Raw genomic sequence first — 12437 nt, forward strand, 5'->3', positions numbered from 1 at the left:
ACCATATAAATACAACGATTCAGGAGACACCAAAATGAAGGAACAGGAGAACCTGCGGATTGACCCATCGATATTCTGGCCCGCCATCATACTTCTCGCCGCCATCATTACCCCACTCATGTTGTATCCTGATGCGGGGAAAATTGTGGTCAATATGCTGTTGGGCTGGGTCACCAGCACCTTAGGATGGTTATACCTACTAGCAGGTATAGGTAGCTTTTTCATTATGATGTGGCTGGCCTTTGGACCCTTTGGTCATATACGTCTAGGCGATAAGGAAGACCAGCCTGAGTTTGGCAAAGTCACCTGGGTAGTCATGCTGTTTTGTGCCGGTATAGGCATTTCCATTTGCTACTGGGCTTTTGTTGAGCCCCTGTATTTTCTGAACTCACCACCTATGGGTATTGAGGCCAACTCACCAGATGCTGTGGAGTGGGCTGCCATGTACCCCATGTTTCACTGGGGTGTGGTGCCTTGGGCTTTATATCTAATCCCTGCTTTACCTATCGCCTACGCCCTCTACGTACGCAAAGTCAATGTGCTACGTATGAGTGAAGCATGTCGAGGCTTGTTAGGCGACAGGGTCGATGGCCTCATCGGAAAGCTCATCGATGTCATTGTGATGTTCTCCATTATCGGTGGTGTGGGTACGTCTTTAGGGCTCTCCGTGCCGCTGGTATCAAAACTAGTACAAGTGATGTTTGGCGTACAGGACAGTTTTCTTTTGCAGATGGGTATTCTTGCTATCTGGACGGCAATGATTGCTTGGAGCGTCTTTAACGGTTTACGAAAAGGTATTAAAACCCTCTCTAATGTAAATGCCGTTCTAGGCGTCATCATGCTATTTTTTGTGCTGCTTGTTGGGCCTACCGTTTTTTTACTGAAGCTCTGGACCAATAGCTTTGGCATGCTGGTCAATAACTTTTTCCATATCAGCTTTTGGACAGACCCCATACAAGATCGTCATTTCCCGGAAAACTGGACCGTTTTCTACTGGGCTTGGTGGGTGGCCTATGCACCGATGATGGGGCTGTTTGTAGCACGCATTTCCCGTGGTCGTACCATACGTGAACTCATACTCAACGGTGTTGTCTGGGGTAGCGTAGGTTGCTGGGCATTTTTTGCGATTTGGGGTGGCTACGCACTGGATATACAAATACGCGGGGTCGTAGACTTACAAAGCATTCTCACTACGCAAGGCACGCCAGCCACCATTGTGGCCATCCTGAAAACCATGCCATTGTGGGAATGGGTACTGCCCATCTTCACCCTGCTATGTTTTGTTTTCCTGGCGACTACCGTCGACTCTTCCGCCTACATGCTAGCCGCCATCTGCACTAAAGAATTAACAGGTTACCAAGAACCTGCACGTTGGAACCGTATTTTATGGACCCTCATGGTCGCGGCTGTCGGTGTTGCCTTACTGCTGGTAGGTGGCTTAGAAGCTGCTCAGATCTCTACAGTACTGGTTGCTTTGCCCATGATCCCCATATTGGTGCTAATGGTTATTTCTTTTATACGCTGGATCCATGCGGACTTTGCTGAGCACGTACGACCGAAGGCTCTGGTATGCAGCAACTATAAACACAGGCACCCAACTGCAGAAAAAACGGCACCTGTTAGCGCTAACACAAACCATACCGTACCTACCAATCACCACAAAGAATTTGATAACACCATAGCCTCTATAGCCGAATAACTCATCAAAAACAAACATATAGACATGGAGCAATCCATGTCTAGAGGAGCGCTGTTGTGCACATCAGAAAATGTTATATAGCATTTGCTCTGTTTTTCGCAGGTTACCAACCCACATTAGCAGCAGAAGGTGAGGAACCTCATCAACTAGAACTAGTAGCTCGAAACTTATATTGGAATCACCACAAACAAGGAGGCTTAGACCAGCGCGAATGGGGGCAAGGATTACGCCTAGACTTCCGCTCACGTTATACGCCCGGCACTATAGGTATAGGCGTAGAGCTGGGTGCTTATTCACTACTCAAGCTGCAAGGTAATGCTACACACTCAGGTCAAGCAGGAGTACTAGTACCCACAGGCACGGGAGGAACCAAAGATGCTGCGTTTACAGGGGGAGGTGCGATCAAGCTACGTATAGCGAATACCGAACTACGCTATGGAAATAACTTGCGCCCTTACAACCCTGTGTTTGCCGTCGCTGATACCCGCATCTTGCCAGCCACAGTACAAGGCTGGTGGCTACAAAGTCAGGATATACCGAACACCACACTAGAAGCAGGTAACTTTATTGCCTCACGTGACTTCAATAGCACCCACTTTCATCGGCAGTTCTATGCCTCTTATGCAGGTGTCAGTACTGATATGGCGGGATTTATAGGTGGCCGCCATACCATCAATGATGCACTAAGTGTCAGTGCCTACGCCTCTAAGTTCAGAGATATCTGGCGACAGTATTATGGCAATGTGAACTACACCATACCGTTACCATCTGCCCAAAACCTCAACATGGACTTCAACATTTATCGGTCAGACTCTACCGGTAAGAAATTAGCGGGGGCTATAGGAGTTACAGCATGGTCATTTCTCACTGCCTACAACGTTGGTGCACATACGTTTAAAGTCAGTTTTCAAAAGATCAACGGCGCCCAACCTTTTGATTACCTAGGCCTAGGCCCCGGTACCTTCCACGACTCCATCTACTTAGCCAACTCCTCACAACTATCGGACTTCAACGGCCCCGGTGAGCAATCTTGGGGGGTGTTCTACAGTGTAGATATGACTACGTACAATCTCCCAGGGCTTAGTTTCCACGCTAGATATATACGTGGTAGCAAAGCGAATGGGGACCGCCTTCCTGCCCATAGCCCCTATTCTTACTATGCCCATGGAGAAAAACACTGGGAACGCGACCTTGAATTGCGTTATGTCGTCCCCTCTGGCCGCGCTAAAAATCTACTGCTACGCGTACGCTATGCCACACATCGTATTAATGGCAGCTCAGACACTTCCTCAGATCAATTACGGCTAATAGTGGAGTATCCCTATAACTTTCTTTAGCCACTCACCTGTTTGTGAAAACAAAAAAAGGACACCTGGGCAGGTGTCCTTAAAGCATCTACTTCTATCAGAGAGGGGGAAGAGGAGAAGCCGAAGCAGATGCACGCAGCGCCACACAGGGATATGAATAACGCTGCAGATACTACTTTGATGACTGTTCTTCCGGTTAGTTCTCTTTCTGATGAAACTTTTATGTAAGTAATTGTTACACAGCCACTTGCAGGTAGGTACGCATTTTTTTCATAGCAGCTACCTCAATTTGGCGGATACGCTCTGCGGATACGCCAAACTCTGCGGCCAACTCGTGCAGCGTAGAGGATTGATCGTCTTGCAACCAACGAGCCTCGATAATGCGACGAGAACGGGGGTCTAGTTTTTCTAGTGCGCTTTCCAAACCTTCGCCTTGCAACGACTGAGCTGCTCGCTCTGCCAATACCTGAGTAGGTTCAAACGCACCTTCATCTGACAAATAGCTAATTGGCGCAAAACCTTCGTCATCGTCGTCCATAGAGGACTCCAATGCCATTTCGCCACCTGTCAGGCGTATTTCCATCTCGCTCACATCTTGCGGACGCACATTCAATTCACGTGCGATATCGTCAATTTCCGCAGGATTCAGCGTTTGCCCATCTTCAGGGCGCATGCGACGCAAGTTAAAAAACAGTTTACGTTGCGCCTTGGTGGTCGCGATTTTTACCAAGCGCCAATTGCGCACCACATACTCGTGGATTTCAGCTTTAATCCAATGCACGGCAAACGACACCAGACGCACACCACGTTCTGGATCAAAACGTTTGACCGCTTTCATCAGGCCAATATTGCCTTCTTGGATCAGGTCAGCCTGAGGCAGGCCATACCCTAAATACTGGCGTGAAATAGACACCACCAGACGTAAATGGGACATGATCAATTGACGAGCAGCATCAAGATCACTTTCTTGTTGTAGACGCTGGCCGAGGGCCACTTCCTCTTCTTGAGTCAGCACAGGCTGAGCATTCACAGCGGAAATATAGGCCTCTAACGTACCCAACGCGCCTGGATTGGATACGGCAGCAGCCAACTGGGCGGCAGGCGCGAGAGCCAAAGATTGCGATGTGTGGGTCATGAATAATCCTGTATCAAGGTTATCAGTCTCGTGAAAGCCACGATGTGATAACAAAGTTTCTGCATAAGCCGTTTATTATTCTAGCACTCTAGCACACTGAGTGCTAAATAAGGAAACACATTATAAGAGGCCAAAATACGCAGAAAGTTCCGTATTTTTACGCGTTTTTATCAATTTTCTGTATGAACTTCTTGCGCTGATACACTTTGCTATAGCGGAAGAAAACACCCGTTGCCTCGCCCACGGCAATCATCATGCCGCGCGAGCCTGACAATATGCCCAACTGCAAGAAATACGACCTAAAAAACCGGAATGCAGCTTTGAACACCACTACAGGAAAAGCATACAAACGTGCTCGTTCCGAATTAGCATACAGTTCGGAGTAATACTGTGTTTTGACCAGCAACTGCCCTACATCAGTCACGGCCTCATGCTCTAGCCCGCCTTTTAATCGCACCACTTGGCTGCGACCATCCAGCTTCACTTTCTCATGTACCTGACTGTCGGTAAAACAATGCTGGCGACGGTTATACAAACGGCACAACCAGTCTTTGCCCCAACCGTTAGTGCGTATGTGTTTACCGCAGAAATAGTTATTGCGCAGCACTTCCCCTACTTTGCTTTCTTCTTCTAGGGGCCAGTCTGCCAATGCATCTAGCAACGTCTGGTTAACCTGCTCATCAATATCTAAGGACAGAACCCAATCGGTTTCTGCATGGGACGCCGCTGCGTTTTTTGTAGGGCCAAAGCCCATAAAACTGCCTTGTACCACTTTGACGTTAGGATACTCACCTAACAAACTTATCGTGTCGTCAGTAGAACCATTGTCGTACACCACCACTTGCCTGAATGGTTTTAAGGCACTGATAGTACGGTGCACATGCGCAGCCCCATTTTTCACAATGATCACTGGCGTAATGTGAGCGTAGATATCCACTGCCATTTAAGGAAGTTCCAATTCAGTCAGGATGGGAGCATGGTCTGAGATTTGCTTCCACGGCAACCCCTGCAGCACCTTAGCCGTACGTACAGCAAAGCCACGTTGATAAATACGGTCTAGTCTCAAGAAAGGAAACGCTGCTGGGAAGGTACGCGGTGGCAAGGTCAAACGGGCATTACCCCCCACACCCAGTTGCGGGGTATGTATCTCGCTACCCTCTTGTCTGGACCAGCCACGCAACCAGTTCATAGGTTGTCGCAACTTGAAGCTTTGCCCTGTACGCCCTTTGACCGTCGAGGCAAAGGAAAACACCTCGTACAAGTTTAATTGCTTCACAAAAATAGGCGCTAACTTGTTGTTCCAATCATTGAAGTCGCCTGCAATAAGCAAAGGCTCATCATCTGGCACCAAACGGTGAATCCTGTCCACCAGCGCCTGTGCCTGACGTGCTCTACCGCCACCGAACAAGCCCAAGTGCACCACAATACAATGCACTGGCCTACCTTCAATGTCCACCACGGCATGAAGCAAACCACGCTGCTCTAGGCGGTGATCCGAGATGTCTTCATTTTCGTGGTGCAAAATAGGATATCGGGAAAGCAGTGCATTACCGTGATCGGTAAACTCGCGCACGGCATTACACCCGTACGCATTACGCATGCGTAATACCGCAGCTAATGATTCGTGCTGCGCGTCCAGCGTTGCTTGCTGGTCGTTGCGCCCCTGAACCTCCTGTAGAAACAGCAGGTCCGGGGACAAGCCATACAGCCCAAGCTTCAACTCTTCTAGGGACTCACGACCACCTGTGGCCGTGCGCCCCTTATGAATGTTGTAGCTAACGACTCGTATGATTCCCATAGCCTTAGGCGGGCTTGGCTTCCTGTGGACGCAAGCGGATGTGCAACTCTTTCAACTGCTTCTCGTCTACACCGGAAGGGGCGTGAGTCAACAAACACTGAGCACGCTGTGTTTTGGGGAATGCAATCACGTCACGGATGGAATCTGCACCCGCCATCATTGTGATCATGCGATCCAAACCAAAGGCGATACCACCGTGTGGAGGCGCACCGTATTGCAGCGCATCCAGCAAGAAGCCGAATTTCTCGCGGGCTTCTTCGGCGTTGATGTTCAGCGCAGAGAACACTTTGCTTTGAACGTCAGCACGGTGGATACGTACCGAGCCACCGCCCATTTCCCAACCGTTCAACACCATGTCGTAGGCTTTGGCCTGTACTTTGGCTGGATCGGTTTCCAAGAAGTCTTCATGACCATCTTTGGGGCTGGTGAATGGGTGGTGAGCCGCGTAGTAACGCTTGGTTTCTTCGTCGTACTCAAACATTGGGAAATCTACAACCCACAATGGTTTCCAGCCCGCTTCAACCAAACCGTGCTTGCGACCATGCTCGCTGTGACCGATTTTGATACGCAACGCACCAATAGCATCGTTCACGACGGATGTTTTGTCTGCGCCAAAGAAGATCAAGTCGCCGTTTTGAGCGCCTGTACGCTCCATCACAGCGCGCAGTGCGTCGTTGTCGATGTTCTTCACGATGGGGGACTGCAAACCTTCAGGGATGTTCGCTACATCGTTCACTTTGATGTACGCCAAGCCTTTAGCGCCATAGATGCCTACGAACTTGGTGTATGCATCGATTTCGCTACGTGGCATTTCACCACCAGCAGGTACACGCAGCGCCACAACACGGCAGCTAGGATCGTTTGCTGGGCCGGAGAACACTTTGAAAGACACGTCGCGCATCAAGTCAGCTACATCGGTGAACTCAAGTTTCACACGCATATCTGGCTTATCGGAACCGAAGCGCTGCATGGCTTCTGTCCAGCTCATCACAGGGAAAGGCTGAGGCAACTCAACTTTCTGTACTGTGGAGAACACGTGACGCACCATGTTTTCGAAAATATCGCGGATTTGGAACTCGTCCATGAACGACATTTCGCAGTCGATCTGGGTAAATTCTGGCTGACGGTCAGCACGCAAATCTTCGTCGCGGAAGCATTTGGTGATTTGGTAGTAGCGATCGAAACCCGCCACCATCAACATCTGTTTAAACAGCTGTGGAGACTGTGGCAACGCAAAGAATTCACCTGGGTTCACACGTGATGGCACCAAGTAGTCGCGCGCGCCTTCTGGGGTGCTCTTGGTCAACATTGGGGTTTCGATATCGATAAAGCCCATGCTATCCAAGTATTTACGCACTTCCATGGCCACACGGTAACGCAACATCAAGTTGTTTTGCATTTGTGGGCGGCGCAGATCCAGCACGCGGTGTGTCAGGCGTGTGGTTTCGGACAGGTTATCGTCATCCAATTGGAATGGAGGAGTCACCGACGCGTTCAGGATTTCCAGCTCTTGGCACACGACCTCAATAGCACCCGACGCCAAGTCTGGGTTGGCTGTGCCTTCTGGACGTGCTTGAACAACGCCCGTTACGCGCAAGCAGAACTCGTTACGGATACGCTCAGCTGTGGCAAATACCTCAGCATTTTCCGGATTCACAACGATCTGTGCCAGACCAGCACGATCACGCAGGTCAATAAAAATGACACCACCATGATCGCGTCGGCGGTGCACCCAGCCGAACAACGTAACGGTTTGTCCCAAGTGTTGGGTATTGACCTCGCCGGTATAGCAGGTACGCATCTAGGATGACTCCCTCAGTAAACGAATCAGAGAGGCGGGCGCTCAGCAGGCACCACGACCCCCATAGAAACAATATATTTAAGCGCCGCATCCACAGTCATATCTAGCTTGACCACATCGGACCGCGGCAACATCAGAAAAAACCCCGAGGTAGGATTGGGCGTAGTGGGCACATACACACTCACACACTCGACGGGCAATTTGCCCACCACCTCACCACCTGGGGCACCTGTTAAAAAGGCGATGGTCCACGCCCCTTTTCGGGGGTATTCAACCAATACCGCTTCACGGAATGCCTGCCCATTTGGGGCCAGCACCGTATCGCTCACCTGCTTAACGGAATTATAAATGGAACGCACCAGCGGAATGCGTCCCAATAGTTTCTCCCACTGCTCGAATAAGGTACGGCCTATCAAATTGGCCGTCACCAAACCCGTTAGCACTACAACCGCCAATACCAGTATGACACTGAAACCTGGCACCGAAACGCCGAATAACGCCTCGGAAGAGAGAAACTTCGGCACAAAGCTTTCAAGCGTATCGATCAACAACATAATGACCCAGACTGTGATCACCAGAGGGATCCAGACCAATAAGCCAGTAATGAAGAATCGCTTGAAAAAACGCATAGCTGTTAGGAACCGCTACTATCGCTTGAAGAACCACTAGAAGACGAGCTTCCAGAATCAGAGGATTTTCCGCCATTGCGGAAGTCGGTCACATACCAGCCCGAACCTTTCAACTGAAAGCCCGCAGCAGTGACTTGTTTCTGATAGGTATGCTGACCACAGGTTGGACATACTTCCAAAACCGGATCAGACATCTTCTGCAGTACATCCTGCTCGTGATGGCAGTTACTGCACTTATATGCATAAATAGGCACGACGCAACTCTAAAACAGTAGGACGAAACACAATTAGCCCATTCTAACGTAAACGGGCTAAATTCAGATTCCTGATTTTAGCCCGTTTACTGCCATACCGCACTGTTTATGCGTAACAGCCTGCTTTACAGCGTTCTTTTTTGCCTTAAACAGGCAACAAGAACATACCCGCTGCGATCAAGGTAGGAATCGCTGCCGATAGCAACAAACGCAATGGCGAAATCGCGCCATCGGGGAATGTACCTTTCAAAATAGAGAAACCTGCTGGGTTTGGTGCATTGGCAATTACCGTCAACCCACCACCGGTTACCGCACCCGCTACCAACATATAGCGCCAGAACTCGTTAGTGCCTTCTACTAACGAACCCAAATAGGTCAGTGCGGCATTATCGGTAATAGCCGTCAAGGCCGTAGCACCCCAGAACAGAACGAACGGAGGCAAACCGCCTAGCAAGTCTTGCAACCACCATTTCTGCAAACCGCCTAGCACCACCAAACCAGCCAAGAAGAAACCTACCATTAGGCCTTCACGAATCATCAGTGGGTTTTGGTGACGTGCATAAGCGTGGGCATAGCCGATGAACATCATCAACAAGGCCATGAAAATCACAGGGTGGTGAGCAAAGACAACCACACCTGCCAAAAACAACATGTGAATCACCATGACCACAGGTGGCACAGGAGGACGTTTAGCTTTAGTCACTACCGTGCTTGGATCAGGTTCAGGCATCACCAACGCTTCACGCGATAACCAGGTCAAAATAGCCGCGTTAATGATCACTGCCAACGCAGCACGCCAGCCAAAATGCGAGAACATGTAAGCAGAATCCCAACCAAAAGTTTGGGCCACCATCAATACCGGAGGTGCCGCGTAGGCGGTCAACACCCCACCAATGGAAATGTTCACGAACAACACGCCCAAGGTCAGGTATTTGAAACCATCTAGATTGGACTTAGAAAAGTAGCGATCACGGATCATCAGAGCAGCCAGTGTCATCGCTGCAGGCTCAGTAATCAACGAGCCAGACAGCGGCACAAAAGCCATGATGATGAAGAACATGGCGTACTCTTGGCGCACGGGCACCAAACGCGACAGCAAGCGCACAACCACCGACACCAGCTCTAGAATCGGTCGACTCGCTGCGATCACCATAATCACGAACACAAATGCTGGTTCAGTGAAATTACGCGAATCCATGTACTCTACAGCCGTATCCAAACCAATGAATACTGCTACGTACACAAATAACACACAGGCCCATACACCGAAAACGGCCTCTACTTCAGAGAGCAAATGCCATAAACCCGCGTGCGTACCACCACGATTAGCGAGGCGAGCAAAAACGGGAACGGAAAACGTATGGACAATGGCGATCGCAAACAATACGGTTGCGACAACTTCCATGGTACTGGGCATGATCAACCTACTAAAGACTCACCCGACTGCCTAAGCAATTGAGGTTCTGATATGGATATGAAAGCCACTGATTTTACACAGCGAATTTCGTAGGAACGATCTTTTTAGGAGTTTTTTTAGTGTTTATAAGGGTTTACCCTATAATCGTCCCAGCCAGTGCTGCCACGATCATCAGCACCCCAACCGTCATGTTGGCACGGAAAAGACCCAACCCAAATTCGGGACGTTTTGGATCAAAACGGCCCACTTGCCACACAAAGTGCACAGCAATCACGGCCATCACGACAAAATAGCCTATACCCATGCCCATGCTGTAACCCGCCCACAGCCAGCACAGCATGGACAATATATACAACCCGCCAATCCATTGCTTACCGTTATCACCAAAGCGGATGGCGGCAGACTTCAAGCCCAATTTCAAATCATCGGCAATGTCGATGTAGCCGTAAATAGCGTCATAACCTATCTGCCACAACACTGTGCCCCACCACATGGCAATCGCTGCCAACGGCACACTATTCTGGGTATCTGACCACGCCATCAACATCCCCCAATTAAAGGCGATGCCCAGCACGGCTTGAGGCCAATAGGTAAAACGTTTGCACAGCGGGTAGATCACCACTATAGGCACTAACGCCAACGCCAACCATCGGCTGTAGCTGTTGATGGCAAACAAAAACAGTGCTGCCACGACTAGCTGTGCGAACACAAACCACAAGGCTTTTTTGAGCGTCAGTTGCCCGCTAGTGAGCGGTCTAAAACGTGTACGTTCTACCTGATGGTCAAAGTTTCTATCGAAAATATCGTTGAAGCAGCACCCTACGCCACGCATCAACAACGCACCTAGCGAGAAAATCAGCAAACGCCACCAATCGGGCACGCCACCTGCAGCTTGCACCAAGGCGGCAATAGTAGGCAGCAACGTCAGCCATGTACCCACAGGACGATCTAGCCTACACAGCCTCGCATAAGGCCCCCACGCGGCGGGCAACCAACGCGCCACCCAATCGTTGTGGCGAATATCGTTTAAATCAATGCGTTCTGGCGTTTTTGAGGCAGACATGACAAACCGTGGGCAGTATAAAAAAGTACAGCCGTGCAAAACACGGCTGTGTGATGATAACGCGAAAATCGCCTTGCAGCCTTATGCCTGCAGCTCTTCGCGTATGACTTGACCTAGAATTTCTATGCCCTTTCGGATTTTGTCTTCGGACACCGTCACAAAGCTCAAGCGCAACGTGTTACGTGGGGGATTCTCGCTCGCGTAGAACGGAGCGCCCGGCACGAATGCCACATTACGAGCAATCGCTTTTTCTAGCAAACGGGAAGCATCCATGTGCTCGGGCAATGTTACCCACAAGAACATACCGCCTTCTGGCTTAGTCCACTGCACGGATGCTGGGAAATGCTGCTCCAGCGCTTCAAGCATAAATGCACACTGACGCTGATACAGCGCACGCACCACGGGCAAGTGGCGGCTTAAGAAGCCATCTTGCACCGCGTTGTACACCGCCATCTGCGTCACAATGGCTGTGTGTAAGTCGGTCGCTTGTTTGATTTGCACTAACTTATTAATGATCTCTACAGGCGCCACGATGTAACCTAAACGCAGCCCAGGCGCCAATACCTTAGAGAACGAGCCCAAACGAACCACTGTCGCACCGGCTTTGCGACCCAACGCCAGCAAACTAGGCTGAGGCTTACCGGCATAGCGCAGCTCACCATAAGGATCATCTTCCACAACAGGAATACCTGCGGCGGCACAGCGCTCTACTAACTCTTGGCGACGCTCTGCGTTCAGTGTGACCCCCATAGGGTTCTGGAAATTTGGCAGCGTATAAATGAAGCGTGCGCCTTGCGCCTTAGCTTCAGACACTTCGGCAGGCAGCAAACCCTGATCGTCTGTCGCAATAGCCACATACTCAGGCTCAAACATCGAAAAGGACTGCAACGCCCCCAAATACGTAGGAGACTCCACCAACACTTTACTACCGGGATCAATAAACAGCTTGCCCAGCATATCTAGCGCTTGCTGTGAACCCGACACAATCAGCACCTCATCCGCAGAAACAGTCAGGCCGTCGCGGCTCAAATCGTTGGCCACCCACTCACGCAGCGGCTGGTACCCTTCGGTAGGACCGTACTGCAGCGCTTGCCTACCGTGTTCGGACAAGATGTTGTCATACGCCTTACGCAGTTCCTCAATAGGAAAACCATCAGCAGATGGCAAACCACCCGCAAAAGAAATCACTTCAGAACGTGTAGTGATTTTCAGAATTTCTCTAATAGCCGAACCCGTCAATTTTTGGGCGCGTTTGGAAAAAACAAAAGGAGGCGTATGTGCAGTCATGGCGCAAGAGTCACAAAATCAGGGGAATGCAGGTAGTTCCTGCTAGA

11 protein-coding genes are annotated in these 12437 nt (G+C 50.1%); 2 read left to right on the top strand and 9 right to left on the bottom strand.

Going from position 1 to position 12437, the window contains the following annotated elements; all coding sequences use genetic code 11:
• Positions 1-34: 34 nt before the first annotated feature.
• Together ACLPHM_RS11150 and ACLPHM_RS11155 are read left to right on the top strand one after the other, a co-directional pair.
• On the top strand, positions 35-1699 hold the full coding sequence (locus ACLPHM_RS11150) for a BCCT family transporter (protein WP_430221305.1): 1665 nt from the start codon (positions 35-37) through the stop codon (positions 1697-1699).
• A gap of 56 nt (positions 1700-1755) precedes the next feature.
• The gene (locus tag ACLPHM_RS11155; protein WP_430221306.1) at positions 1756-3036 is read left to right on the top strand and encodes an OprD family outer membrane porin; all 1281 of its coding nucleotides are present in this window, start codon (positions 1756-1758) and stop codon (positions 3034-3036) included.
• A 205-nt stretch (positions 3037-3241) separates the two neighbouring features.
• On the opposite strand, the gene rpoH is transcribed toward ACLPHM_RS11155, so the two are convergent.
• The 9 genes from rpoH to ACLPHM_RS11200 all read right to left on the bottom strand — a co-directional run bounded on the left by rpoH (position 3242) and on the right by ACLPHM_RS11200 (position 12390).
• A complete protein-coding gene (gene rpoH / locus ACLPHM_RS11160; protein ID WP_430221307.1) occupies positions 3242-4141 on the bottom strand; it encodes an RNA polymerase sigma factor RpoH in 900 nt (299 codons plus the stop codon).
• Between the two features lie 157 nt (positions 4142-4298).
• Positions 4299-5084 carry a glycosyltransferase family 2 protein gene (locus ACLPHM_RS11165; protein ID WP_430221308.1) on the bottom strand — a complete coding sequence of 262 codons (786 nt, stop codon included), beginning with the start codon at positions 5082-5084 and terminating at the stop codon, positions 4299-4301.
• A complete protein-coding gene (locus ACLPHM_RS11170; RefSeq protein WP_430221309.1) occupies positions 5085-5939 on the bottom strand; it encodes an endonuclease/exonuclease/phosphatase family protein in 855 nt (284 codons plus the stop codon).
• A gap of 4 nt (positions 5940-5943) precedes the next feature.
• Positions 5944-7740, bottom strand: a complete 1797-nt coding sequence (gene aspS, locus ACLPHM_RS11175; protein WP_430221310.1) for an aspartate--tRNA ligase — start codon at positions 7738-7740, stop codon at positions 5944-5946.
• Between the two features lie 26 nt (positions 7741-7766).
• Positions 7767-8369, bottom strand: coding sequence for a DUF502 domain-containing protein (locus tag ACLPHM_RS11180; protein WP_430221311.1), 603 nt, complete (start codon positions 8367-8369; stop codon positions 7767-7769).
• A gap of 5 nt (positions 8370-8374) precedes the next feature.
• Positions 8375-8623: an FmdB family zinc ribbon protein gene (locus ACLPHM_RS11185; protein WP_430221312.1), complete on the bottom strand. Its 249-nt coding sequence runs from the start codon at positions 8621-8623 to the stop codon at positions 8375-8377.
• A 145-nt stretch (positions 8624-8768) separates the two neighbouring features.
• Positions 8769-10040 (bottom strand): putative Na+/H+ antiporter, encoded by a 1272-nt coding sequence (locus ACLPHM_RS11190; RefSeq protein WP_430221313.1) that lies wholly within the window; start codon positions 10038-10040, stop codon positions 8769-8771.
• Positions 10041-10173: 133 nt separating this feature from the next.
• Positions 10174-11103 (bottom strand): 4-hydroxybenzoate octaprenyltransferase, encoded by a 930-nt coding sequence (gene ubiA / locus ACLPHM_RS11195; protein ID WP_430221314.1) that lies wholly within the window; start codon positions 11101-11103, stop codon positions 10174-10176.
• Between the two features lie 81 nt (positions 11104-11184).
• Positions 11185-12390, bottom strand: coding sequence for an aminotransferase-like domain-containing protein (locus ACLPHM_RS11200; protein ID WP_430221315.1), 1206 nt, complete (start codon positions 12388-12390; stop codon positions 11185-11187).
• Between the last annotated feature and the right edge of the window lie 47 nt (positions 12391-12437).

It is taken from the genome of Paenalcaligenes sp. Me131 (genome assembly GCF_050487225.1).
Lineage (GTDB): Bacteria > Pseudomonadota > Gammaproteobacteria > Burkholderiales > Burkholderiaceae_B > Paenalcaligenes.

What these genes read in the sequence shown, in the direction of transcription:
- aspS (WP_430221310.1), bottom strand. Translation starts at nt 7,740, where the DNA reads ATGCGTACCTGCTATACCGGCGAGGTCAATACCCAACACTTGGGACAA.
- ACLPHM_RS11200 (WP_430221315.1), bottom strand. Translation starts at nt 12,390, where the DNA reads ATGACTGCACATACGCCTCCTTTTGTTTTTTCCAAACGCGCCCAAAAA.
- ubiA (WP_430221314.1), bottom strand. Translation starts at nt 11,103, where the DNA reads ATGTCTGCCTCAAAAACGCCAGAACGCATTGATTTAAACGATATTCGC.
- ACLPHM_RS11150 (WP_430221305.1), top strand. Translation starts at nt 35, where the DNA reads ATGAAGGAACAGGAGAACCTGCGGATTGACCCATCGATATTCTGGCCC.
- ACLPHM_RS11170 (WP_430221309.1), bottom strand. Translation starts at nt 5,939, where the DNA reads ATGGGAATCATACGAGTCGTTAGCTACAACATTCATAAGGGGCGCACG.
- ACLPHM_RS11190 (WP_430221313.1), bottom strand. Translation starts at nt 10,040, where the DNA reads ATGCCCAGTACCATGGAAGTTGTCGCAACCGTATTGTTTGCGATCGCC.
- rpoH (WP_430221307.1), bottom strand. Translation starts at nt 4,141, where the DNA reads ATGACCCACACATCGCAATCTTTGGCTCTCGCGCCTGCCGCCCAGTTG.
- ACLPHM_RS11180 (WP_430221311.1), bottom strand. Translation starts at nt 8,369, where the DNA reads ATGCGTTTTTTCAAGCGATTCTTCATTACTGGCTTATTGGTCTGGATC.
- ACLPHM_RS11165 (WP_430221308.1), bottom strand. Translation starts at nt 5,084, where the DNA reads ATGGCAGTGGATATCTACGCTCACATTACGCCAGTGATCATTGTGAAA.